This is a genomic window from Xaviernesmea rhizosphaerae, from assembly GCF_001938945.1.
Classification (GTDB): domain Bacteria; phylum Pseudomonadota; class Alphaproteobacteria; order Rhizobiales; family Rhizobiaceae; genus Xaviernesmea; species Xaviernesmea rhizosphaerae.
In genome coordinates this window covers 43,053-66,223 of the sequence record NZ_MKIO01000040.1, presented here as the reverse complement: position 1 = coordinate 66,223, position 23,171 = coordinate 43,053, and the positions used below count along the sequence as shown (strand labels likewise).

Annotated in this window: 19 protein-coding genes; 10 read left to right on the top strand and 9 right to left on the bottom strand. The window is 66.8% G+C overall.

Annotated elements, in window-relative coordinates:
- Positions 1-66: 66 nt before the first annotated feature.
- The 6 genes from BJF92_RS19720 to BJF92_RS19695 form a co-directional block, all read right to left on the bottom strand.
- Positions 67-2,622, bottom strand: a complete 2,556-nt coding sequence (locus BJF92_RS19720) for a ligase-associated DNA damage response DEXH box helicase (RefSeq protein ID WP_075636475.1) — start codon at positions 2,620-2,622, stop codon at positions 67-69.
- Positions 2,623-2,743: 121 nt separating this feature from the next.
- Complete coding sequence (locus BJF92_RS19715; protein WP_075636474.1) at positions 2,744-3,997, bottom strand: NAD(P)/FAD-dependent oxidoreductase; 1,254 nt, start codon at positions 3,995-3,997, stop codon at positions 2,744-2,746.
- Positions 3,998-4,283: 286 nt separating this feature from the next.
- Positions 4,284-5,039: an ABC transporter substrate-binding protein gene (locus tag BJF92_RS19710; RefSeq protein ID WP_075636473.1), complete on the bottom strand. Its 756-nt coding sequence runs from the start codon at positions 5,037-5,039 to the stop codon at positions 4,284-4,286.
- Between the two features lie 124 nt (positions 5,040-5,163).
- Positions 5,164-6,090 carry a hypothetical protein gene (locus BJF92_RS19705; RefSeq protein WP_075636472.1) on the bottom strand — a complete coding sequence of 309 codons (927 nt, stop codon included), beginning with the start codon at positions 6,088-6,090 and terminating at the stop codon, positions 5,164-5,166.
- A gap of 418 nt (positions 6,091-6,508) precedes the next feature.
- Positions 6,509-7,144, bottom strand: coding sequence for a YitT family protein (locus BJF92_RS19700; RefSeq protein ID WP_075636471.1), 636 nt, complete (start codon positions 7,142-7,144; stop codon positions 6,509-6,511).
- A 212-nt stretch (positions 7,145-7,356) separates the two neighbouring features.
- Positions 7,357-8,322, bottom strand: a complete 966-nt coding sequence (locus BJF92_RS19695) for a class I SAM-dependent DNA methyltransferase (RefSeq protein ID WP_075636470.1) — start codon at positions 8,320-8,322, stop codon at positions 7,357-7,359.
- Between the two features lie 313 nt (positions 8,323-8,635).
- Here BJF92_RS19695 and BJF92_RS19690 point away from each other — a divergent pair, with 313 nt between their 5' ends.
- The 3 genes from BJF92_RS19690 (at position 8,636) to BJF92_RS19680 (ending at position 10,907) form a co-directional block, all read left to right on the top strand.
- Complete coding sequence (locus tag BJF92_RS19690) at positions 8,636-8,902, top strand: DUF6460 domain-containing protein (RefSeq protein ID WP_075636469.1); 267 nt, start codon at positions 8,636-8,638, stop codon at positions 8,900-8,902.
- Positions 8,902-9,423, top strand: a complete 522-nt coding sequence (locus BJF92_RS19685) for a CAP domain-containing protein (protein ID WP_075636468.1) — start codon at positions 8,902-8,904, stop codon at positions 9,421-9,423. Before BJF92_RS19690 ends, BJF92_RS19685 begins: the two co-directional genes overlap by 1 nt.
- A 116-nt stretch (positions 9,424-9,539) precedes the next feature.
- The gene (locus tag BJF92_RS19680; protein WP_075636467.1) at positions 9,540-10,907 is read left to right on the top strand and encodes an MATE family efflux transporter; all 1,368 of its coding nucleotides are present in this window, start codon (positions 9,540-9,542) and stop codon (positions 10,905-10,907) included.
- A gap of 12 nt (positions 10,908-10,919) precedes the next feature.
- On the opposite strand, the gene BJF92_RS19675 is transcribed toward BJF92_RS19680, so the two are convergent.
- On the bottom strand, positions 10,920-12,002 hold the full coding sequence (locus tag BJF92_RS19675) for a quinone-dependent dihydroorotate dehydrogenase (RefSeq protein ID WP_075636466.1): 1,083 nt from the start codon (positions 12,000-12,002) through the stop codon (positions 10,920-10,922).
- Positions 11,999-12,364, bottom strand: a complete 366-nt coding sequence (locus BJF92_RS19670; RefSeq protein WP_075636465.1) for a DUF952 domain-containing protein — start codon at positions 12,362-12,364, stop codon at positions 11,999-12,001. Before BJF92_RS19670 ends, BJF92_RS19675 begins: the two co-directional genes overlap by 4 nt.
- Positions 12,365-12,577: 213 nt before the next feature.
- Here BJF92_RS19670 and BJF92_RS19665 point away from each other — a divergent pair, with 213 nt between their 5' ends.
- Together BJF92_RS19665 and BJF92_RS19660 are read left to right on the top strand one after the other, a co-directional pair.
- Positions 12,578-13,060: a hypothetical protein gene (locus BJF92_RS19665; protein ID WP_075636464.1), complete on the top strand. Its 483-nt coding sequence runs from the start codon at positions 12,578-12,580 to the stop codon at positions 13,058-13,060.
- 474 nt (positions 13,061-13,534) lie between these two features.
- Positions 13,535-14,305, top strand: coding sequence for a response regulator (locus BJF92_RS19660; RefSeq protein ID WP_245294835.1), 771 nt, complete (start codon positions 13,535-13,537; stop codon positions 14,303-14,305).
- 25 nt (positions 14,306-14,330) lie between these two features.
- Here the strand turns inward: BJF92_RS19660 and BJF92_RS19655 are convergent, their stop codons facing one another.
- Complete coding sequence (locus tag BJF92_RS19655) at positions 14,331-17,861, bottom strand: hybrid sensor histidine kinase/response regulator (RefSeq protein ID WP_075636463.1); 3,531 nt, start codon at positions 17,859-17,861, stop codon at positions 14,331-14,333.
- 306 nt (positions 17,862-18,167) lie between these two features.
- Between BJF92_RS19655 and mscL the strand changes: the two genes are divergently transcribed.
- The 5 genes from mscL to BJF92_RS19635 all read left to right on the top strand — a co-directional run bounded on the left by mscL (position 18,168) and on the right by BJF92_RS19635 (position 23,080).
- Positions 18,168-18,617 (top strand): large conductance mechanosensitive channel protein MscL, encoded by a 450-nt coding sequence (gene mscL, locus BJF92_RS19650; RefSeq protein ID WP_075636462.1) that lies wholly within the window; start codon positions 18,168-18,170, stop codon positions 18,615-18,617.
- A gap of 150 nt (positions 18,618-18,767) precedes the next feature.
- Positions 18,768-19,934: a pyridoxal phosphate-dependent aminotransferase gene (locus tag BJF92_RS19645; RefSeq protein ID WP_075636461.1), complete on the top strand. Its 1,167-nt coding sequence runs from the start codon at positions 18,768-18,770 to the stop codon at positions 19,932-19,934.
- Positions 19,935-19,993: 59 nt separating this feature from the next.
- The gene (locus BJF92_RS25650; protein ID WP_158032254.1) at positions 19,994-20,161 is read left to right on the top strand and encodes a hypothetical protein; all 168 of its coding nucleotides are present in this window, start codon (positions 19,994-19,996) and stop codon (positions 20,159-20,161) included.
- Between the two features lie 165 nt (positions 20,162-20,326).
- On the top strand, positions 20,327-22,012 hold the full coding sequence (locus tag BJF92_RS19640) for an O-linked N-acetylglucosamine transferase family protein (RefSeq protein ID WP_075636460.1): 1,686 nt from the start codon (positions 20,327-20,329) through the stop codon (positions 22,010-22,012).
- A gap of 39 nt (positions 22,013-22,051) precedes the next feature.
- Positions 22,052-23,080, top strand: coding sequence for a hypothetical protein (locus BJF92_RS19635; protein ID WP_075636459.1), 1,029 nt, complete (start codon positions 22,052-22,054; stop codon positions 23,078-23,080).
- Positions 23,081-23,171: the final 91 nt, after the last annotated feature.

The window sequence follows — 23,171 nt, the reverse complement described above, 5'->3', positions numbered from 1 at the left end:
TCAGTCTCACCGTTCGAAAGGGTGGCGCGGCCTGGCCGGCATGCCCTGTTCCTGTCCGCCGCGCCCTCATCCCTCGGCCATCGCCTGCGTCAGCAGGTCATCCTCGGCGGCCTCCGCCAGCAGCAGGTCCTGCCCATGGCCGCCGGGCACGGCCTCGCGGCCGATTTCCAGCATGACCGGCACGGCCAGAGGCGAAACGCGATCGAGCGGCCGGTGGATGATGTGGCGCTTGATTCGTCTCAGCATATCGCCAAGCCGGCCAATATCCAAAAGCCCTGTTGCCGCATCCTCGCGCGTGGCCTGCAGCAGGATGTGGTCCGGCTCATGGCTGCGCAGCACGTCGTAGATCAGGTCGCTGGAGACCGTCATCTGTCGTCCCGTCTTCTCCCGGCCGGGATGGCGCTGCTCGATCAGGCCGGAGATGATGGCGCAATTGCGGAAGGTGCGCTTGAGGAGAAAGCTCTCGTCCAGCCAGGCCTCCAGATCGTCGCCCAGCATGTCCTCGTCGAACAGCGCCTCCAGCGAGGGCCGCTCGCGGGCAAAGGCAAGGCCCAGATCCTCCACCGCCCAGATCGCCAGGGAATAGTCTGTGGCGACGAAGCCCATGGGCCTCAAGCCCGTGCGGTCCATCCGCCGGGTCAAGAGCATGCCGAGCGTCTGATGCGCCAGCCGCCCCTCGAAGGCATAGGAGACCATGAAGAAGCGGTTGCCGCGCGGGAAGGTCTCGATCAAGAGCTCGTCTTCCGCCGGCAGCATCGACAGGTCGTTTTGCAGCGCCAGCCAGTCGCGCACCTGGTCGGGCAAGGCATGGTGCGCAGAAGGGTCGGCCAGCATGCGCCGCACCTGCGCCGCCAGATAGGTGGAGAGCGGGAACTTGCCGCCGGCGTAAGCGGGAACTTTCGGATCCAGTGCGTAGCCCTGGCTCACCAGGCATTCGCTTTCGCGGATGCCCTCGAAGCGCAGCACCTTGCCCGAGAAGAGGAAGGTGTCGCCGGGCGAGAGCATTTCGAGGAAGAACTCCTCCACCTTGCCGAGCGACATTCCGCCGCGCCCGAGCCGGCCGCGCGTGTTCTTCGAGACCAGGCGGACATTCAGCATGGGCGATTCGATGATCGTGCCGATGTTCAGCCGATATTGCTGGGCGACCGCCGGATTGGAGACGCGCCAGCGCCCGTCTTCCATCTTGCGGATGCGGGCGTAGCGCTCATAGACCCTGAGCGCATAGCCGCCTGTCGCCACGAAATCGACGATGCGCTCGAAGGTCTCCCAGTCGAGGGCGGCATAGGGCGCGGCGCTGGTGATCTCCTCGTAGAGCGCCAGCGGGTGAAAGGGCGCGGCGCAGGCCATGCCGAGCACGTGCTGGGCCAGCACGTCCAGCGACCCGCGCCCGACGGGCGGCGTGTCCTGCGCGCCGAGATAGTTGGCATCCAGCGCCGCCTGGCATTCCATCACCTCGAAGCGGTTGGCCGGCACCAGGATCGCCCGGCTCGGCTCGTCCATGCGGTGATTGGCGCGGCCGATGCGCTGGGCGAGCCGGCTCGCGCCCTTAGGCGCGCCGACATGGATGACGAGATCGACGTCGCCCCAGTCGATGCCGAGATCGAGCGTGGAGGTGGCGACGACGGCGCGCAGCCGGTTTTCCGCCATGGCCGCCTCCACCTTGCGCCGCTGGCCGACATCGAGCGAGCCGTGATGCAGGGCGATCGGCAGATTGTCGTCATTGATGGTCCACAGCGCCTGGAACAGCCGCTCGGCCTGGCTGCGGGTGTTGACGAAGAGCAGGGTTGTGCGGTGGCGCTTCAGCGCTTCATAGACCTCGGCCATGGCATATTCGGCCCGATGGCCGGCCCAGGGCACGCGCGCGTCGGTGTTCAGGATCGAGATCTCGGGCCGCGCGCCGCCCTCGATCTTCACCAGCCCGGCATGGCGCGCCGCGCCGGGCGCTTGAGCGACCAGCCAGCGCTGCAGCTCCATCGGCTCGGCCACTGTCGCCGACAGGCCGATGGCGCGCATCTCGGGCGCCAACAGGCGCAGCCGGGCAAGCCCCAGCGACAGGAGATGGCCGCGCTTGGAGGTGACCAGCGAATGCAGCTCGTCGAAGATGACAAAGCGCAAGTCCTTAAAGAAGCGCTCGGCCTCGCCATTGGCCAGAAGCAGGGCCAGCTGCTCCGGCGTGGTCAGGAGAATGTCAGGCGGATTGACCCGTTGGCGCTGGCGCTTGCCCTGCGGCGTGTCGCCGGTGCGGTTCTCGATGCGGATCGGCAGGCCCATTTCGGTGACGGGCACGGTCAGATTGCGCTCGATATCCACCGCCAGCGCCTTGAGCGGGGAAATGTAGAGCGTGTGGATGCCGGAAAAGCCGGAGCCAGGCGGAAGGCGGCCACGCCGGGTGAGCGACACCAGCGCGGGGAGGAAGCCGGCCAGCGTCTTGCCCGCGCCGGTCGGCGCGATCAGCAGCATGTCCTCGCCGGCCTCGACACGGGAGAGAAGCGCCAGCTGATGCGGCCGCGGCTGCCAGCCCTTGGCCGCAAACCAGCGCAGGAAGGGAGCGGGCAGCAGGTCCGGCCTGTCGATCGTCCTGTCCACTGCCTGTCCTTCCTCCGGCGCCCCTGCGCGCCCCATCCTGCCGGGCCGATGCGACCGCCTGCCTTCTCAACGAAAATAGGTCGTCCTCAAATGAAGTTGAAGGGCGGGCAAGGTCGAAGGGCAGGAATGGGGAGGGATGCACCGGCCGAGGCCCGGATCAGGCGAAGCGGGCCGGCGCGAAAGGGGCAGGATCGGCAAAGGGCGTCTCGCCTGTTATCAGCTCGGCCAGCAGCCGGCCGCTGGCGGGGCCCAGCGTCAGCCCGTGATGGGCATGGCCGAAGTCGCACCAGAGACCGGGCTGGCCCGGCACCGGCCCGATCAGCGGCTTCATGTCCGGCAGGCAGGGGCGCAGGCCCATCCAGGGCGCGGCCTCCACCGGGGCCCCAAGCGGCAGCAGGCCACGCGCTGCTGCCTCGCAGGCCTGAAGCTGCGCCGGATTGGCCGGGCTGTCGGCGGCGGCGAATTCGATGCCCGTCGTCAGCCGCAACCCCTGGCGCATCGGCGCCAGCACATAGCCGGCATCCTCGTCCACCACAGGGCGGCCGGGCAGGGCGCCCTCGGCCTGGGCATAGTGGCGGTGATAGCCGCGCTTGACCGCCATGGGCACGCTGAGCCCGAAGCGGGACACCAGCGCAGCCGATTGCGGCCCGAGCGCGATGACGGCTTCGCGCGCCGTCACGGGGCCTTCCCCGGTTTCGACCCCCCAGCCGGTACCGTCGGCACGCAGGCTCTCCGCCTGCCCCGTCAGGATGCGGCCGCCTTTGTCACGAAACAGCGCGGCATAGGCCGTCGTCAGCGCCAGAGGATCCTCCACCGTCAGGGGATCGCGCCAGTGAACCGCGCCGGCGATGCGTTCGGCGCCGCTGACAAAGGCCGGCTCCAGCGCGAGGAAGGCCGCACGGTCGAGAATGTCCACCGACAGGCCGTGCGAGGTCCGGAAGCCTTCGCCCTCGCGCGCCGCCGCCGCAAAGCCCTTCTCGCTCTTGTAGAGCGAGATCCAGCCGCCCGGGCGCATCAGCCCTTCAGCGCCCGCTTGCGCGCTGAGCGCCTGGTGCTCGGCAATCGAGGCCTCGATCAGCGGCAGCAGCGCCGCGGCGGAAGCCTCGAGCGGCGCCGGCGCGGAGGCGCGCCAGTAGCGCAGCAGGAAGGGGGCGATGCGGGCCAGGAATTTCGGGTCATAGCGAACATCCGAGCGCCGGTTCAGCCCATAGGCGAACAGGGCGGACAGCTTGCGCGGAAAGGCGTAGGGCACCACGGAGGAGCGTTCGATCAGCCCGGCATTGCCATAGCTGGTGCCGGTTCCCGGCTGGGCGCGGTCGATCAGCGCTATCGTGCGGCCGCGCGCCTGCAGATGAAGCGCGGCGCTGACGCCGACAATACCGCCACCGAGAACGAGACAATCGAAGCCCATGAAAAATACCCGAAGTCCTCTTGCCCGAAACCCGCCGGCTTTTCCCGGCAAGGTAAAACCAGCGGCATCCGGCCTTTTGCGCACAGATCTCCCGACCTCGACGGGCGCGGAAAAAGCCAGTGCAGCCTGTTCAAAATTTCAACGGCGTCGCGCTTGCGCCTCCACGCAGGGGCTGCGCTGACGCGGGGCGATGCCTGGGCCGGCAGGACGGCGCTTGCTGCCGTCCTATGCCGATGCCCGCCCGCGCCAAGGGCGTCATGACCTTCGGCGCGGGCAGAATCGAGGATCAATAGATGTCGAAGGGGAAATATTTGCGGGTGATCTTGGTGTAGGTGCCGTCCTTGACGATCGCATCGATCGCCGCATTGAACTTCTCCTTCAGCGGATCGCCCTGGCGCAGGCCGATGCCGACCTCGGTCACCGTGTTGGGCACGTCGCCGAGCAGCTTGCAGCAGTCCTTGCCGGCCTTGTTCAGCCAGTCGACCAGCACGAACTTGTCGGTGATCATCGCGTCGAGCCGGCCGTTCTGCAGATCCGCCGTCGCCTCGTCATTGCTGGGGTAGAGCTTCACCTCGGCGCCCGCCTTGCCGAAGTGATCCTCGGCATAATCGGCCTGGGTGGTGGAGCCCTGTGCGCCGATGGTCTTGCCCTTCATCGCCTCCGGCGTCACCGCCGTGATCTTGCTGTCCTTGGGAACGCCGATGGAGAGCGGCTGGACGTAATATTTGTTCGAGAAGTCGATCTTCTTCTTGCGTTCCTCGGTGATCGACATCGAGGCGACGATGGCGTCGAATTTCTTGGCCGTCAGCGCCGGGATCATGCCATCCCATTCCTGCTGGACGATGGTGCACTTGGCCTTCATCTCCTCGCAGAGCGCCTTGGCGATATCCACATCCAGACCCTTCAGGCTGCCGTCGGTATCGATATAGTTGAAGGGCGGATAGGCGCCCTCGGTGGCGATGCGGATCGTGTCTTCGGCTTGGGCAAGCTGGGTTGCGGCCAGAAGCACGGCCGCGGCCATCAGGATCGTTTTCACGCGCATTCCCCTTTTTTCTTCGGCCCGCTGCGGCGGGCGGCGCGGGCAGATTATCGCAGTCACGGGATGGTACAAGCATGTCCTTGCACTGCGGCAGCATGTCGCCACAGCGGCGCTCAGGCCCAGTACTTCAGGCCCCCCGCTTCAGACCCGTCTGAGGTCTGGCCATCTGGTCCACCCGCGCCTTTTCCAGGAGAAACCGCTCGGAGCGCTTGTGTGCGCCCTTGGCCGTCCAGAGGCTGGCCTGCGGATCGTAATCCAGGCTGATCAGATCGTCCGGCAGCGCGCCGACGCTGTCGCGCGCGAACCGCCGTCCGCTCTTCAGCAGGTAGTGCGGCACGATCTGGTCGAGGTGATAGGCCGGATTGCGGGCAAGTCCTTTGAGAAGCGCGCGAGCGAAGCGCTGGCTGAAGGCGCGGGCCGCGGGCGTGCCCTGGTAATAGACGGCATTGGCGAGGATCTTCTGCCAGGGCTTTGTCTTGTCCGGGCGGAAGTTGAAGGCCACGTCGCAGGTCAGCCCGGCCAGCCGCTCCCAGGGCGAGCGGCGGGCGAGCGTGTCGATGTCGAGGATCAGCAGCCGCGCGACGCCGCGATCGAGAAGCTCGCTGGCAGCGATGAATCGGGCGGCATTGTAGTAGATGTTCAACCGGCGCGGCAGGTCGAGGCCGGTCAGGCGGTCGATCGTCAGGCTCAGGGCGATGTCGGGATAGTCCCGCCGCAGGCGCGCGACCTCGGCCAGCACCTCCGGGCCAGGCTGGAAAAGATGGAGATGGACGAAGAAGCTCTGTCGCAGAAGCGCCAGAGAGCGGATGAAGGAGGCGCCATAGCGCTGGAAATAGGCCTCGTCGCCGGCCACCAGGATCACGTCCTCGCCGTGCAGGTCGTGCGGACAATCGATCTCCAGCGCGGCATTGTAGCGCGCCAGACGCTCGGCGCCGGAGCAGGGAGACAGCGAGACGGACAGCGCATCGACGGACAGGATCGCCCGCCACAGGAGCGAATGCCGCTTCTTCCGGATAGGGCCGACCTCGAAGGGGCTGGGTGTGGCGGATGTCATCGTGTCGGAACCGGAGCGGCGAATGAAGACGGGGCACAGCGAATGCCCACATGCCGCGAACCCTGTTCACGAAAATGCCCGGGTACTCGCCGCGAGGGCGACGCAGGCCGTCCTTCGAGGCGATGACATGGGAAGAGATTGCGGAGTTTTTCGGGCGCAGCTTTTCCGGCCTGTATCCCCTGTCGCACAAGTATCGAAAAGGGCGTTTTGTTGCACCGCCGCGAAAGAACCAGGAATAGATGAGGAGGGGTGGCCGTGGCGGTGCGTTGGCGTCCACGCCCCGAAAGTCAGGACCACCGAAAAAAGTGACCCTGCACGTCCGGCAAGACTCGCTGCTGCTACCGGCAGGCGGATAGATAGTGCCCAGATCAGCCTTAAGATTTCTGCTGCGACTGGATCGGATTCGGTTAGTCTAAGATTACAGTGCGATATAGCGGTCGGAGCGGTGATTGATCGCCACGAAGAGGTTGAGAACCACGGCGCCCAGCACGGAATAAAGCACGGTCTGGGGCGAGGTAACGAAGAAGGCGGCGGCCAGCACGCCCATATCGATGACCAGCTGGACGAAGCCGGCGCGAATGCCGAAGCGTTCCTGCATCCAGATGCCAAGAATGCCGACGCCGCCGAGGCTGGCGCGATGGCGGTAAAGCGCCAGCAGGCCATAGCCCAGAAGCAGGCCGCCGGTCAGCGCGCCCCAGGCCGGCTGCATGCCGGCAATGGTGAAGAAGCGCGTCTGCAGATCGGATAGGACGGCGGTAAGCCCGATGGCGACGAAGGTCTTGATGGTGAAGGCGAGGCCGAGGCGCTTCAGCGACAGGTAGAAGAACGGCAGGTTCAGCAGGAAGAAGGCCAGGCCGAAATTGATGCCGAGCGCATAATGCAGGAGGAAGGCGACGCCGGCGGTGCTGCCGGTCAGAAGCCCGGCGCTCGCCAGCATGTAGAGGCCCAGCGCCGCCACGAGGCTGCCGGTGAAAATCCCCTGAATATCTTCGATCGGCGTGTGCCGGCCGGCGCTCGAGTTCCAGAAGCCAAGCGTGCTCATCAGCTGTGCCATCGTCATGTCTCCAGGGCATGGCGCACCGGCGCGCAGACGCACGCGGCAGGCCGGAACAAGAGGATCGGAAAAGGGAATGGGGCCTGAGATCCGTCCCCATCGCCGGGCCGCCATCTCATCAACCTGTCAAGACTATCAGGCTTTTACGGCGTTTTCGCAAGCGCAATATGGAAGGAATGCTGACCTAATCGAAGATCGCAAGAATCCGTCGCTCAGGCGGTTTTCGACGCAAGAAACAGAATGCCCTGCACCTCCTGCGCGCCATCTTTGCGAATGCCCGTGCGCATGTCCTGAAGGATGGCAAAGCCCGCATCGGCCGCCGTCGCCCGAACATAGGCCTCCCGATGGGCAAACCGCAGCGAAGGCCTGAGCACCACGCCTTCGCGCGGGCCGGGCGCGGCCGGCACGGCATCGGCATCTTCCACGGAAAAGGCGAAGTGGCCGCCGGGCCGCAGCAGCGCGGACGCGAGCGTGAAGGCAGGCGCGAGATCGCCGAGATACATCAGCACATCGGCCGCCGCCGCGAGATCGGCGCGCGACGGTGCGAGGTCGTCTGCGAACAGGCCGGAATGGGCCGGCGGTTGTGTCAGGTCGGCCTGGCCCAGATGATCGTAGAGCGCCTTGGCACGCGCCTTGGCCAGCATGTTGGCGGAAAGGTCGAAGCCTTCCAGCCGCGTGGCCTCTGCGCGGATCTCCGCGCCGAACAGGCCGGTACCGCAGCCGAGATCGACCACGCAGCCGAGCGCGCCCTTCAGCTGCGCCGCCACCAGCCGGGCGAGCTTCTGCGGCACGCTGTAGCCAAGGCGCTCGACCAGGGCGGCATCGAAGCGGTCGGCATAATCGTCGAAGAGCTGGGCGACATAGGCGCTGGGCGGCTGGGCCGGCGCCGGCGCCGCGCCGAGCATGGCCCGCTTCAGCCCCGCGCCGAACACATCCTCGGGCGAGAGCGCCAGCACCCGCTCCAGCGCTGCCGCCGCCGCATCCCGCGCGCCGGCTTTTTCCGCATAATCCGCCAGCCGAAACCAGCCGGCCGCCCAGTCCGGCGCCAGCTCCAGCGCCTGGCGCATGAGATCGGCGGCACCCTCGGCATCGCCGCTCTCGGCCAGCATGGCGGCATATTCCGCGCGGCGGTCGGCCAGAAGATCGCCTGAGGTCAGCGAGGCGGCATGAAGGCTCATGGGGTCGGGCTCCGTCTTCGGGGATGCACGTTGTCAAGGATGCGGGCAGAGGCTGATAGCGCAGGCCGGCGCGGCAGGAAATCGCTTTCTGCCGGTTCTGCCGCAGCGGAGATCGCCGTGCCGCCGGAGATCGCCCCGCAATTGAAGCAGGGCCGCAGGCAAAACTTGCGCCATGGTCGAAGAAAAGCCCAACTCACGCGGCATCGCCGCGTCATGCCCGCGTCAGCCTGCGCTGTTATCCATCGACAGCCCGGGCCTTATCCCTGATCGCGGCGCGGGCAGGCTTTTGTCGTGAAAGGACGAAGAAAAACAGATGAGCGACGGTGTGAACCGGTTCCTGGGCGATTCGCCGCTGCGCGTGGTCGTGAAGCTGTTGGTGGTCTCGCTGGTCGTCGGCTTTCTGATGAAGGTCTTCGGCTGGACGCCTTTCGGCATTCTCCACACGATCGAGGACTTCCTGCGCGATCTCTGGCGCCAGGGTTTTGCCGCGCTGGGCGCCTTCGGCGATTATCTGCTTCTGGGCGGCGCGGTCGTCCTGCCCGCCTTCCTGATCATCCGCCTGTTGAGCCTTCGCCGTTGATGCCTGTTCTTCCGCCTGATGCCGACCGCCGTGCGGCCGCGCGCCGCGGCTTCCTCTCCCTGGCCGCCGTCAGCGGCCTTGCATTTCTGGCAAGCTGCGCCGGCAAGCCGGTGCCGGTCGCCCCGGGCGTCGGCCGGGACGAGACCGATGCCGTTCTCGGCGCGCTGAACCAGCTGCGCAAGGACAAGGGCCTGTCGCCGCTGTCGCGCGATCCCGCGGCCGTCGAGGCCGCGCGTTACCAAGCGGCGCGCATGGCCAAGGCCGGCAAGATGGCGCATCTGCTGTCCATCTCCGACAGCTTTCTCGACCGGATGAAGGGCGGCAGCGTCCGCCTTCCGGCCGCCGAGAACATCGCCGCCGGCCAGAAGGATGCAGCTGCCGCCTATCAGGCCTGGCTCCATTCGCCCAAGCATCTGGAGAACATGCTCGGCGCGCATTATACCGGGCTAGGCGTGGCCATGGTCGCCAATCCCGCCACGGGCAACCGTCCCTATTGGGCCATGGTCCTGTCGTCAGGCTGATTTCCTTCCATACGTGACGATGTTGCGAATCGCCTCTTGACGAAGGGGTATCGTTCGCGGAATGTTCTACCCGCCGGACGCGTGATGCCGGCTGATCGAGCATCGGGACTGCCTTCATGATCGCCGCCGCGCCGCCTTCGCCGGAGAGACAGACCGACCGGAGCAACGGGGGCGCCTTCACCGTCAGCCATCGCCTCGTCCTGTCGATCGCCGTACCCATGACGCTCGGCTTCCTGACGACGCCGCTGCTCGGCCTGGTCGATACCGGCGTCATCGGCCGGCTGGGCGAAGCACGATTGCTGGCCGGACTTGCCGTCGGCGCCATTCTGTTCGACCTGATCTTCACCACCTTCAATTTCCTGCGCTCGGCCACCACGGGGCTGGTGGCGCAGGCTTTCGGCCAGGGAAATCTGCGCGAGCAGCAGGCGATCTTCTGGCGTTCGCTCGCCATTGCGCTCGTCAGCGGCGTCGTGCTGGTCGCGCTGTCGCCACTGTTTCTCAAGGCCGGCCTCGCGGTGCTGCAGCCGGGCGATGACGTGGCCGAGGTCACCCGCGTCTATTTCTTCTACCGCATCCTCGCAGCCCCCGCGTCGCTCGCTAATTATGCGGTGCTCGGCTTTGTTCTCGGGCGCGGGCAGGGCACGCTCGGCCTTGTGCTGCAGACGCTGATCAACGGCACCAACATCGTGCTGTCGATCACGCTGGGCCTGGTTCTCGGCTGGGGCGTGGCCGGCGTAGCCTGCGCCACGGCCATCGGCGAGGCGGTCGGCGCTCTGGTGGGCGTCGCCCTGGTCATCAGGCGTTTCGACCGCGCCTATCGCCCGGCTTGGGCCGAGATCGTCGCGCGCGATCGGCTGATGGCGCTGTTCGCGCTCAATCGTGACATCATGATCCGTTCCTTCGTGCTCTTGGCCGCCTTCCTGGTGATGACGCGGCTGGGCACGGCGCAGGGCCCTGTCGTGCTGGCGGCCAATTCCCTGCTGATGACGATCTTCCTTCTCGCCGGCTATTATCTGGACGGGCTTGCCAATGCCGCCGAGCAGCTGACGGGCCGGGCCATCGGCGCGCGGTACCGGCCGGCTTTCGAGCGGGCGCTGAAGCTCACCGCGCTCTGGTCCTTCGGCCTGGCGCTGCTCACCACGCTCTTCTTCCTCCTGGTGGGGCAGGGGGTGATCGATGCGCTGACCACGGCCGAGGCCGTGCGCTTCGAGGCCTATCGCTATGTCCCCTGGGCGGCCCTGACGGCGCTCACCGGCGCGCTTGCCTTCCTGATGGACGGCGTCTTCATCGGCGCCACCTGGTCGCGCGACATGCGCAACATGATGCTGCTGGCCTTCGCTCTTTATGGGCTGGCGGCGGCGACTCTCGTGCCGGCCTTCGGCAATCACGGCCTCTGGGCCGCGCTCAACCTATTTCTGCTGGCGCGCGGGCTTCTGCTGCTTGCCCGCCTGCCAAAACGCGCCGCAGCGAGCTTCGCCGCCTGACGCGGGTATTGGTTAGAGCCCCTCGGCCGCCCAGAAGCTCGTCCTTGTGTCGCGGATATCGCGGATCGAGAAGAGCTGCTCGCGCGCGCACAGATGCGACAGATCGCTGATGATGTGGCCGGGCAGGCGGGGCCCGTGATAGACCATGCAGGAATAGAGCTGCACCAAGTCCGCGCCCGCGCGGATCTTCTCCGCCGCCGTCTCGCCGGAATTGACGCCGCCGACACCGATGATCGGCAGGGCCGGACCGACGCGCTGGCGCATCTTGGCCAGAACGATGGTGGAGCGGCGAAACAGCGGCTTGCCCGAGAGCCCGCCGGCTTCCTTCGCCTGCGCCGCGTCGGTCAGTCCGTCGCGCGACAGCGTGGTGTTGGAGACGATCAGCCCGTCGAGCGGATGGGCCAGCGCTTCGGCGGCGATGTCGTCGAGCCCTTCCTCGGTCAGGTCGGGCGCGATCTTCAGGAAGACCGGCACGCGCCGCTCGCCGGCTGCCTCGTCGCGCGCCGACAGCACCGCTTTGAGCAGCGTCGCCAGGCTTTCGCGGGCCTGCAGGTCGCGCAGGCCGGGTGTGTTGGGCGAGGAGATGTTGACGGTGAAATAGCGCGCCAGCGCGGCGAAGCGGCGGATGCCCAGAACGTAATCGCCGATCCGGTCGGCGCTGTCCTTGTTGGCGCCGATATTGACGCCGATCAGCGCATCGCGGCGGCAGTCCGAAAGCCGCGCGAAAGCGGCATCATGGCCCTCATTGTTGAAGCCGAGCCGGTTGATGACCGCCTCATCCTCCTTCAGCCGGAAGATGCGCGGCTTGTCATTGCCCGCCTGTGGGCGCGGCGTCAGCGTGCCGACCTCGGTAAAGCCGAAGCCGAGCTTGAGAATGGCTTCCGGTACCTCGGCATTCTTGTCATAGCCGGCCGCAAGACCGAGCGGATTGGGAAAGGACAGGCCGGCAATGGTCTGGCGCAGGCGCGGATCCGCGCGCACCGGCTTGGCGGGCACCAGCCCGGTCTTCAGCGCCGCGATCGACAGGCCATGGGCGGTCTCCGGATCGAAGCAGAACAGCGCGCGGCGGCCGGTGCGATCGATAAAGCGGTTCATCGGCTGGCCTCCTGGCCCGCGAGATCCTCGGGAAAGCGATGGCGACCATCCGGCCCCAGCGGCAGCGCGGCCTGCCAGCGCACGGCTGCGAGCGGCAGCGGTCCATAGAGATGCGGAAACAGCGCGCCCCCGCGCGAGGGCTCGAACACCAGCGCCTCGCCCAGGGCATCCGCATCGACCGCCACGAGAAGAAGGTCGCCCTGTCCGGCGAAATGGCGCGCCGCCGTCTCGGCCACCTGTTCAGCGGTCGAGAAGTGGATGAAGCCGTCGGAGAGATCCACCGGCGCCCCGTCGAAACGCCCCGTTGCCTCTGCCGCCTGCCACTGCGGCGCCGTCACGATCTTGTAGATCACGTCTGTCATGTCAGCCTGATTACCTCTTGCCGCCCGCGAATGAGGTCACGGAGTTTGCCCGTTCGCCTGCGGCATGCCTCAATTGTTGCGGATTGTCCATGAATTGCACGGGCAGGATGGCAACATCTGGGGAAAATCCGCGGGAGCGGTCGCTCCGTTCGACACGAGCGGGCGACAGTGTGCCGAAGCGAGACAGGCCTCAGGTCAAACAAGGAGAGCGGGATGACGCAGATGATTCGGGGACTGGCCGTCATGGTGCCGGCGCTGCTGATGGCTTTGCCGCTTCAGGCGGAAGAGCCTGCGGCGGGCCGCTACAGGATGGAGCGCGGCGAGCGCGGGCTGATCCGGCTGGATACCGCCACCGGCGAGGTCTCGCTCTGCCGTGAGAACGGCGAGACGGTCACCTGCCGCATGGCGGCCGACGAGCGCGCGGCCTTCGAGCGGGAGCTCGATGATCTGACGCGCCGGGTCGAGGCGTTGGAAAAGGCCGAGCGTCAGGCACCGCCGCCGCGTCCATCGGCAAATCTGCCGACGGATGCGGAGATTGACCGCAGCATCGGCATCATGGAAAGATGGATGCGCAGCTTTTTCGACATGGTCCAGTCGTTCGAGAACAGGTCGGGCGAGAACAGATCTGGTGAGAACAGGTCGGGCGCGCCGTCCGGGAGCGGGGAAGAGAGTGGTTCCCTGCCCGACAAGACGTGAGCACGGCCGGAACGACATCAGGCACTTTCGCGTCGTGATGCAGGCCATCGCAAGCGGCAGCGGTTTCGTCCGCTGTCGTCGGCGGGAAAACGCCGCCACGGCGTCCATCGATCCTGCAGGAGGACGATGCAGGCCTGCGCCCTTGAGGAGGCGGCGCGGCGGCCACAGCATCATCCGACCGGAGTGAATCGAGGGTCGATGAGGATGCTTCACGTAAAGAAGGNTCGATCCTGCAGGAGGACGATGCAGGCCTGCGCCCTTGAGGAGGCGGCGCGGCGGCCACAGCATCATCCGACCGGAGTGAATCGAGGGTCGATGAGGATGCTTCACGTAAAGAAGGCTTAGAGCATCGGACCGAAAAGTGGGAACCGGTTTTCGGAAAAATCCGATGCAAAAACAAAAAATTAGAGCATCGGACTGCGTGCGATTTTCAGTCTGATGCTCTAGCGCTCTAAAGGCTCGGGGAGGAGCAGGATGAGCATGACCACCATCACGGGACGCGCGGCACCGGCGCAAGCCGGACAAAGGACACAGGAACCGGCGCGAGCCGGGCAGATCGGACAGGAGCCGGCAGCGGCCGGGCAGGGAAGCGTGGCGGATGTCGGCGGCATCACCCTGATCATCGCCGATGACCACCCCCTGTTCCGCGGCGCGCTGGCCCAGGCGCTCGGCGCGGCCGGCGGTGGCGTCCTCATTCTCGAGGCAGGGGATTTCGATGCCACACGCCGCGTCGTCACGGCTCATCCCGAGGCCGATCTTCTGCTGCTCGATCTCACCATGCCCGGCGTTTCCGGCTTTTCCGGCCTGATGAGCCTGCGCATCGACCATCCGGCCCTGCCGGTCATGGTCGTCTCGGCCCATGACGACCCCGCCACCATCCAGCGCGCGCTCGATCTCGGCGCCTGCGGCTTCCTGTCGAAATCCTCAGGCATCGACGAGATCCGCGCCGGCATCGATACAGCGCTTGCGGGCGAGATCTACACCCCCGCCGGCTTCAGCCCCGGCCAGCAGCAGGATCCGGCCACCGTCCTGTTGTTGCAGCGTCTGCAATCGTTGACCCCGCAGCAGGCGCGGGTCCTCTCCATGCTGGCCGAGGGGCTGCTCAACAAGCAGATCGCCTATGAGCTCGGCGTGTCCGAGGCGACGATCAAGGCGCATGTCTCGGCCATTCTGCTCAAGCTGCATGTCGACAGCCGCACCCAGGCGGTCATCCATTACGGCCGGCTTCTCGGCGGCGCCGCCTGATCGAGGCTTGGTTTTCTTGCCTGCCTTATTCCGCCGCCTGCCGCTGCGGCGGCGCGAAGCGGGTGAGCCAGGCGCGCAGGGAAGCCGGGCGCACCGGCTTGTTGTGCAGCGTCACGCCGGCGGCTTCCACGGCGGTGCGCAGCTCCGGCGAGCGGTCGGCCGTCACCAGGAGAGCGGGCACGGGACGGGCAAGCTGCCTCTGGATGGCGGCGATGGCCTCGAGCCCCGTTCCCTCGTCCAGATGATAGTCAGCGATGACGATGTCGGGCCCTTCCTCTCGCAGCGCGGAACGACCCGACAGCCAGCCGGATGCCTCCGCCGCTGTTTCCACCCGGCAGCCCCAGCCGGAGAGCAGCGTGGCCATGCCGGCGAGAATCTGCGGTTCGTTGTCGATGCACAGCACCTTCAGCCCCAGAAGCGGCTGCAGCGGCGGCGCGGCCTCTACCGCAAGCGTCAGGGGCTCGGCAGGCTGGGCTGCGCGGGCGGCAAGCGGCATATGCACGCGAAAGCGCGTGCCGCGCCCCGGCAGGGAGTTCAGCGAAACCTCATGCGCGAGAACCCGAGCGATCCGGTCGACGATCGACAGGCCGAGGCCCAGCCCGCTCGCCGTGCGCGCGCCCTCCGTCAATCGGGTGAACTCCTTGAACACGGTGCGATATTTCGAGGCGGGAATGCCGATGCCGGAATCGAGCACCTGGATCACCGCCTCCGAGCCCCGCCGCTGCACGCCCACCAGCACCCGGCCGGAGGGCGTATATTTGATCGCGTTGGAAACGAGGTTCTGCACCAGACGGCGCAGGAGATTGGGGTCGCTGCGCACGGTCAGCGAGCTCGGCATCACCGTCAGCGTCAGGCCTTTCGCGCGGGCCTGCGGCTGGAAATCGGTCTCGATCCGCCGCAGGAATTCGCCGAGCGGCACCGGCTGCAGCCGGGGCTTCATCGCGCCTGTGTCGAGGCGGGAGAGATCCAGCACGGCGCCGAGGATCGCCTCCACCGATTCCAGCGCCGAATCGATGTTGCGCACCAGCTCGCGATCGGGCGAGGCGCCGAGCCGCTCGACCAGCGAGGAGGAATAGAGCCGGGCGGCGTTCAGCGGCTGCAGGATGTCGTGGCCCGCGGCGGCGAAGAAGCGGGTCTTGCCGATATTGGCATCCTCGGCCGATTGCCGCGCCTCCGCCAGCGCATGGTTGACGCGGGTGAGTTCCGCCGTGCGCTCGGCCACGCGGGCCTCCAGCGTTTCATTGGCCTGTTTCAGCGCGAGATCGGCCGCCACGCGGGCTGTAATGTCGCTATAGGTGGTGACGATGCCCCGGTCGGGCATGGCATTGCTGCGCAGCTCGATCATCCGCCGTCCGCCGCCTAACGTCAGGACGAAGGGCGTGTCCAGCCGCAGGAAGGCCTGGATGGTTGCCGTCTCCTCGCCGGCCGCCACATCGCCGCGCGCCGCCAGCAGGCCGACGATGTCGGCAAGCGGCATGCCGACCCGGCCGGCGCTTTCCGGCAGGTCGAGCAGCTCGCGGAAGCGGCGGTTCCACAGGCTCAGCTGGTGCGTGCTGTCGAAGACGGCGATACCCTGGTCCATCTGCGACAGTGCCGTCTGCAGCATGCCCTGATTGTGGCGCAGCGCTTCGCTGGCCTGATCGAGCAGCCAGGCGGCATCGGGCGAGGCATCGTCGGCGCGCTGGAGAACAAGCGAGAGGACCAGCCGGGCCGAGGCCGAGCCGATCGCCGAGCCGAGCAGCTGCTCGGAAAAATTAAGGAGCGCCATGTCGGCCGGCTCGCTGTCCAGAATGGTCCGGCCGCTCTGGCGCTCATGCGCCCGGAAGGAGCGCTGCGTGCGCTCCTCGCCGAGATAGCGCGCGACCGTCCCTTTCAGCTCGGCCACGGTCACCTTGGTCTTGCGGCCGCGAAAGGCGCGCTGGCTGCGCGAGCGGCGGCGGATGAAGATGCCGGCCTGCAGCCGCTCCAGGGGACGCGGCGCGCGCGAGAGCGAGAAGCCGACATAGGCGAGCCCGTTCACCAGCAGGCTGAGCGTGGTGGCATTGACGAGCGGATCGGCCTGCGGCCCGGTGAACAGCGAACCGAAGGGGAAGAGGAAGCCGAGAACGCTTTCGGCCAGCGCGGAATTGTCCGGCCCGCCAAGGCTCGGCAGGAACAGGAGATAGGCCCAGGTGAGAAAGCCCAGGCCCATGCCGGCCAGCGCGCCGCGCGCCGTGGCCTGGCGCCAGATCAGGCCGCCGAACAGCGCCGGCGCCATCTGCGAGATCGCGGCGAAGGACAAGAGCCCCAGCGAGGCGAGGCCGGCGCTCATGTCGGCGGCGCGGTAGTAGGCATAGGCCAGAAGCAGCACCACGAAGATCGCCGTGCGCCGCACCTTCAGGAGAAGGCTTGCGATATCCTCGTAATGGCTGCGCCCCATCAGCGTGCGCCGCAAGAGGATCGGCATGACGATATCGTTGGACAGCATGATCGACAGCGCCACCGAGGCGACGATAACCATGGCGGTGGCGGCGGAAAAGCCGCCGATGAAGGTGACGAGCGTGAAGAAGGGCGCGTCGCCGGCGATCGGCAACGTGAGGAGATAGAGATCCGGCACGCCGCCGCCGCCGAAATGGATGAGCCCGGCCAGCGCCACCGGCAGCACCAGGAGATTGATCGCCGCGAGATAGAGCGGAAAGAGCAGGCCGGCGGTGCGCAGCTCGCGCTCGGTCCGGTTTTCCACCACGGTGACATGAAACTGGCGCGGCAGGAGGATGATGGCGAAGGCCGAAAGCGCCACGACCAGCACCCAGCGTTTCCAGGGTGTTTCGTAAGAGAGCGCCGCCATGGCGGCGGGGGTCTGCGCTACCTTCGCCGCCAGATCCGCCGGGCCGGCAAACAGCACGAAGACGACATAGAGCCCGGCGGTGACCAGCGCCACCAGCTTGATCAGCGACTCCATCGCGATGGCGAGGATCAGCCCGTCCTGATGTTCGGTCGCATCCGTGTGACGGGTGCCGAAGATCGCGGCGAAGAAGGCGAGGAGGAGGGTGACCAGCAGCGGCAGTTCGAAAATGCCGACCGCCTGCATGGTTTCCGCCGTCGTCGCGCCCTGCGCCATCGGCGTCTCGGCCACGATGGCCGCGACCGTGCCGGAAACGGCCTTGAGCTGCATGGCGATATAGGGAATGGCGCCGATCAGCGAGATGATCGCCACCAGTGCCGCCACCGCCTGGCTCTTGCCATAGCGGGCGGCGATGAAATCGGCGATCGAGGTGATTTTCTCCGCCTTGGCCAGCGTGATGATCCGGCGGATCACTGGCAGGCCGAGGGTGAACATCAGGATCGGGCCGATATAGATGCCGAGATATTCGAACCCCCGCTCAGCCGCCAGGCCCACGCCGCCGAAATAGGTCCATGAGGTGCAGTAGATCGCCAGGCTCAGCGCATAGACCAGCGGCCGGCCATGCTCCGGCGCGCGCGCCTTGCGCGCCCTGCGGTCGCCATAGCTCGCCACCGCGAAGAGCAGCATGAGATAGGCGAAGGCAATCGCCGCGATGACCGATCCCGAAAGCATGCCCCCTCCATGGGCTTGATGGAGGAGAATGATAGCCGAAGGCCCGGGCCGAAGAAATCGCCTCCGCCTCCGCCTTAAGTCGAAGACAGCGTCGTCGATCTGTGGGAAGGCCGGGTGCGGACCGATAGCCGGTCAGAAGCCGCTTTCTTTCCTGTCGCGGAGCGATAGATTGCGCAGCATGCGCGAGCGGGGATGGCGGCCCTGCAGGGTGCAAGCAGGCTGGCGGCGTGCCGATCGCACGGAGAGGCGCGCCAGTCGAGAGCGACGGATGCCGGTCGAAAGCGACAGATGAAGGAGAGACGGGACATGTTCAACGAGTTCAAACAATTCATCGCCCGCGGCAATGTCATGGATCTTGCCGTCGGCGTCATCATTGGTGCGGCCTTCAGCAAGATCGTCGATTCCGTCGTCAATGATCTGGTCATGCCGGTGGTCGGCGCGCTGACGGGCGGGGGGTTCGATTTCTCCAACTATTTCCTGCCGCTTTCGGCCAAGGTCACCGCCTCCACGCTCGCCCAGGCGCGCGAGCAGGGCGCGGTCTTCGCCTATGGCAGCTTCATCACCGTGCTGATCAATTTCCTGATCCTCGCCTGGATCATCTTCCTGATCGTCAAGGGCGTGAACCGGCTGCGCGCCTCGGTGGAGCACGACAAGAAGACCGGCAAGGCCGACCCTGCGCCGCCGCCGGCCGATGTTCAGCTTTTGACCGAGATCCGCGACCTTCTGAAGGTCAACGCGCGCCCGCAGACCCCCTGATACCGCGCCGCTGGCTCGCCCGATCGATCACGCCCGTCGATCGATGCTTCAGCGTTTCTGGCGTGATCGCGCGCCGGGAACGCGGTAAAAGGCGTGTCAAAGCGGCGGGCCCGGAAGGCGCGCGCCGCGTGACCCAGGGAGCCTTTTGAGATGTCGGTCCTGTCCACCTTGAGCCCGCGCGCGCTGCAGGCGCCCGAAAGCGGCATCGTCGAGGTCGTCAACTATGCGCGCGGCCGAGAGGGGTTGATCCCGCTCTGGGTGGGCGAGGGCGACCAGCCGACGCCTGACTTCATCAGCGCCGCCGCCCGCGACAGCCTGACGGCGGGCGAGACCTTCTATACCTGGCAGCGCGGCATCCCGCCGCTGCGCCAGGCGATCGCCGACTACCATGCCCGCCATTTCGACGCTCGCCTCTCGGCCGACAATGTCTATGTCACCGCCTCGGGCATGCAGGCGATCAAGATCGCGATCGAGGCGCTGACAGGGCCGGGCGACGAGCTGCTCTATCTCACGCCTACCTGGCCGAACTTCGCCGCCGCCGCCGCCATCTCCGGCGGCGTGCCCTGTGCCGTGCCGCTCAGCTTTGCCGAGGGCGGCTGGCAGCTGGACATGGCGCGGCTGGTCGATGCGATCACGCCGCGCACCCGCGTGCTCTTCGTCAACACACCCGGCAATCCGACCGGCTGGACCGCGACGCGCGAGGATCTGGCCCAGCTTCTCGATCTCGCTCGCCGGCACGGGTTCTGGATCGTCGCCGACGAGATCTATGCCCGCTACGCCTATCATGCGCCGCGCGCGCCCTCCTTCCTCGACGTGATGGAGGCGGATGATCGCATCGTCTTCGTCAATTCGCTGTCGAAGAACTGGTCGATGACCGGCTGGCGCGTGGGCTGGATCGTCGCCCCCGCCGAACTCGGCCAGGTCATCGAGAACCTGATCCAATATTCCACCTCGGGTGTGGCGCAGTTCATCCAGGCGGGTGCACTGGCCGCCATAGAGACGGGCGACGCGGTGGTGAGCCGCAACCTCGCGCTGGCGCGCCGCTCGCGCGACCTCTTCCTCGACGCGCTGATCGCTACCAACCGCGTGGAAACGCGCAAGCCCGACGGGGCGATCTACGCCTTTCTCAAGATCGACGGCGTCGAGGATGCGCGCGCGGCCGCGATCGACATCGTCGACCGCACCGGCGTGGGCCTTGCGCCCGGCACGGCCTTCGGCCCGGGCGGCGGCAATTTCCTGCGTGCCTGCTTCCTGCGCGATCCCGCGCAGATGCAGGAAGCCGCCGCGCGGCTTTCCGAATACATTCTTCGCCTGTAAAGGGATCGGGATTTTTCTCCCGTGCCCGACAGGCGTGAAAAAGGGCAAGAGATGGCGGTTTGATCTTCGCCGAACGCGACGCCGGCGACCCCGCGATGATCGTCGCCAATCCGGATCTCGCGCGGCGGGAACTCGGCTGGACGCACGAGTTCAATCACCTCAAGGGCACCATCGCCCGCGCGCTTGATCGGGAGCGCCATATGATGCGCGAGAGCAGCGCGCTGTGAGGTCCGCTCAGATCGGTGCCGAGCATCGCTTCTCCCCCGCATCCGCCCCCGACACGAAGTAAGAGCATGGCCCCGGCTTGCGGCCCTGCTGCTTTTAGCTGACAGCCCGGCGTAAGTCTCTCTTGCTAGCAAGCGCGCAGTCTCCAGATTTCGAGAGCGCGTCCCATGTCCATCGCCCTGCAGAAAGCCGTCGAGCATTATCAGCGCGGAAGGCCGGCGGAGGCTTTGGCCTTGCTGCTGCCGGTCTTTGCGCAATCCGGCATGATCGATGCGCAGACCTATGTGCTGGCCGGCCAATGCTGCGTGAAGACGGGCCAAGAGATGAAGGCGGCCTTCTACTTCGAGCGCGCCGCCGCGCTGGGCGGGCCTTCTGAGGACATGCTGCGCAATCTTGCGATCAAGCTGCTGGAGGGAACGGCGGAGGTCCGCGCGGAGGCCGCGGCGCTGCGCGCTGCCGCGCTTTGTTACGGAGCCGAGCCGGCTGCGCAGGCGCATTATCGGCGCTGGCTGCGCGCCTCCCTGCTTTTGACCGAGGCGGTGATGGAGAACCAGCGCCTGCGCGACCGCATGCTTCACCGGGCCGATCCCTTGAGTTTTGCCGTTGATCATCCGCGCGACCATCTCCTGTGGAGCGGCGATGATGGCCTGAATGCGCGACAGGTCCTTGTCGACAGCGACCTTGCTCCATCCGAACCAGCCCGCGTGGCCCGGCGCGCGCTTTGCCTTGAGCGGACCGGGTCCGTGCGCCTGGCCTATCTGCTTGGGCCGCTGAGCCTTGCGCCCGATCTCCTGCGCAGCCTTCTGCCGGTTCTCCAGCACCATGATCGCCACAGGTTCTTGCTGAGCGTGATCTGCCAGACCAAGGCCGATGCCGAGGCCGTGCGCAAGCAGGGCAAGGCGGCCTGCGTCAATGTCGAACTCGTCAGTCTGGACGGGCTGGATGATGTGGCGGCGGCGGCGAGCCTGCGCGAGCGGGCTTTCGACGTGCTGGTCGATCTCAGCGGCCATGCGGCCGGCGGCCGGCCGGGCATTCTCAATGCCGGCGCTGCCGCGGTTCAGGCCCTGTGGCTGGGGGTGCCCGGACCGGCGACGGGCATGGATGTGGACTACCGCATCGCCGATCCCATCGCGCTGCCGCCCGAAGCGCAGGGCGCCTATGCGGAAAAGATCTGCCTGCTGCCGGAAGGCTTCATGGCGGTCGAGCCGGCAACGGTCTCGCCCGGGCAGACACGGCCGGTGCTGCCGGAGGGCAGCGTTCTCTTCGCCGCCTTCGCCGCGCCCGAGCGCATCACGCAGCAGACGGCCGTTCTGTGGCGCAGCCTGCTGCAACGCTGCGCGCAGGGCTTCCTGTGGCTCGACCGGGCCTCCACCTTTGCCCAGATCAATTTCCTGCGTTTCATGGATGCCGGAGGCGTGGCCGACCGGGTGATCTTCGGCGATCCGCAGCCGCGCCTGCGCGCCGCCCGCGCGGCCGCTGCCGATATCGGGCTGGACACGCTGGCTGCAAGCGGCGGTGAGGAGACCATCGACCTTCTGATGGCCGGCGTCCCTGTCGTCACTCTCAAGGGCGAAAGCTTCGCTGCCCGCTGCGGCGCGAGCCTCCTTACGGCGGCAGGTCTGCCGGTGGAACCGGCCGAAAGCGAGGATGGCTATCTCACCCTGGCGCTCGACCTGGCCGAGGATCCCGAGCGACGCAAGGCGCTGCAGCGCGCGGCCAAGGGGCATCGCCAGCCCCCGCCGCTCTTCAATCCGAAGCGCTTGACGGCGCATCTCGAACTGGCCTTCGAGGCCATGGCCCGCCAGGCGCGCGCCGGCCAAGCCCCCGCCCCCCTGCGCATCCACGCGCTGTGACGCCGTTTTCCCGTTGACCGCCCGGTCCAAGGATCAAACATGAAGACCCTCCTGTCTCTGTGCATGCCAAGCAACCGGTCTTTCGCCCGATCCTATGGCTCGATCGAAACGGCGCTGATCTTCGCCGAGAAGACCGGCTGCCGGCTGATCGTCTCGGACAATTCCAGGGATGCGCAGAAGAGCGCCTATTGGATCGGCCGCTCCGAGAACCTGCTCTATCTGGCCGATGCGCCCCTGGACGCCAACCAGAACCTGCTCAACGGCATGCGCAGAGCGGACACGCCCTTCCTGCTGATGCTGGGCGATGACGACGAGATCTTCCTGCGCGACGACCTGTCCCCCATCAGCCTCGAAGGTCTGCCGGCCGATATCGTCGGCGTGCGGCCCGAGCTTCTCCTGTGGACCTCCGCCGGCGGCGTTCGGCACAGCGAAACCTTTGAAATCCTGGCGCAGGATCCCGAGGCGCGCTTTGCCGAATACAATGCCAAGGCCATGGCCAACAACAGCCTCTATTACAGCCTGTGGCGCCGCGAGGCCTTCTGCGCGATCATCGAGGCGATCCAAACCCATCCGACCAAGGGCGGCTATATCGACTGGGCGATTGTCTTCGCCCTGGTGTCCATTGGCAGGGTCGTGCACGATCCGTCGATCCTGCTGCGCTATGATTGGGACCGCTGGTCGACCGACGAGGGCATCGATGCGGCCAATACCTCGCTCTATTCGGGCGCGTCGCTGAAGAACATCGACACCGCCATCAGCGTGCTGTTGCGATTCCTGGACATTCACTGCTTCCTGCAGCTTATCGCTCTGCCGATGTCGCCGGACGAGCGCGAGGCGGCGAGCCGCGCCAACAGCAAGCTGCACTTCTGCGCCTTCGCCATGCTGCTGCAAAGCCATGAGGGCCTGATGGCCCATCCGCTGGCCCCGGTCATCCTCGCCGTCGCGCATGTTCCCGAGCCGGAGGTGACCTTCGATGTCGCCTGCGATCTCCTGGACAATTGGGATCTCGGCAAGCCGGGACTGGGCACGCTCTACCGCGATTATCTGGAAGCCATGCGCGCGGCCTGAGCATCCGCTCGCCGTGAAAGATGGGCGGGCGCCACCGCCAGCCTCAAGACAGGTTCATTGCCTAGTTTGATAGCCGACATGAACATACAAA

Excerpts from the sequence above, each read along its gene's own strand:
- BJF92_RS19655 (WP_075636463.1), bottom strand. The coding sequence starts at position 17,861 with ATGCTTTCGGGATCGGTCATCGCGGCGATTGCCTTCGCCTATCTCATG.
- mscL (WP_075636462.1), top strand. The coding sequence starts at position 18,168 with ATGTTCAACGAGTTCAAACAATTCATCGCCCGCGGCAATGTCATGGAT.
- BJF92_RS19680 (WP_075636467.1), top strand. The coding sequence starts at position 9,540 with ATGATCGCCGCCGCGCCGCCTTCGCCGGAGAGACAGACCGACCGGAGC.
- BJF92_RS19670 (WP_075636465.1), bottom strand. The coding sequence starts at position 12,364 with ATGACAGACGTGATCTACAAGATCGTGACGGCGCCGCAGTGGCAGGCG.
- BJF92_RS19665 (WP_075636464.1), top strand. The coding sequence starts at position 12,578 with ATGACGCAGATGATTCGGGGACTGGCCGTCATGGTGCCGGCGCTGCTG.
- BJF92_RS19640 (WP_075636460.1), top strand. The coding sequence starts at position 20,327 with ATGTCCATCGCCCTGCAGAAAGCCGTCGAGCATTATCAGCGCGGAAGG.
- BJF92_RS19690 (WP_075636469.1), top strand. The coding sequence starts at position 8,636 with ATGAGCGACGGTGTGAACCGGTTCCTGGGCGATTCGCCGCTGCGCGTG.
- BJF92_RS19635 (WP_075636459.1), top strand. The coding sequence starts at position 22,052 with ATGAAGACCCTCCTGTCTCTGTGCATGCCAAGCAACCGGTCTTTCGCC.
- BJF92_RS19705 (WP_075636472.1), bottom strand. The coding sequence starts at position 6,090 with ATGACATCCGCCACACCCAGCCCCTTCGAGGTCGGCCCTATCCGGAAG.
- BJF92_RS19685 (WP_075636468.1), top strand. The coding sequence starts at position 8,902 with ATGCCTGTTCTTCCGCCTGATGCCGACCGCCGTGCGGCCGCGCGCCGC.
- BJF92_RS19660 (WP_245294835.1), top strand. The coding sequence starts at position 13,535 with ATGAGCATGACCACCATCACGGGACGCGCGGCACCGGCGCAAGCCGGA.
- BJF92_RS19695 (WP_075636470.1), bottom strand. The coding sequence starts at position 8,322 with ATGAGCCTTCATGCCGCCTCGCTGACCTCAGGCGATCTTCTGGCCGAC.
- BJF92_RS19645 (WP_075636461.1), top strand. The coding sequence starts at position 18,768 with ATGTCGGTCCTGTCCACCTTGAGCCCGCGCGCGCTGCAGGCGCCCGAA.
- BJF92_RS19700 (WP_075636471.1), bottom strand. The coding sequence starts at position 7,144 with ATGGCACAGCTGATGAGCACGCTTGGCTTCTGGAACTCGAGCGCCGGC.
- BJF92_RS19710 (WP_075636473.1), bottom strand. The coding sequence starts at position 5,039 with ATGCGCGTGAAAACGATCCTGATGGCCGCGGCCGTGCTTCTGGCCGCA.
- BJF92_RS19675 (WP_075636466.1), bottom strand. The coding sequence starts at position 12,002 with ATGAACCGCTTTATCGATCGCACCGGCCGCCGCGCGCTGTTCTGCTTC.
- BJF92_RS19715 (WP_075636474.1), bottom strand. The coding sequence starts at position 3,997 with ATGGGCTTCGATTGTCTCGTTCTCGGTGGCGGTATTGTCGGCGTCAGC.
- BJF92_RS19720 (WP_075636475.1), bottom strand. The coding sequence starts at position 2,622 with ATGGGGCGCGCAGGGGCGCCGGAGGAAGGACAGGCAGTGGACAGGACG.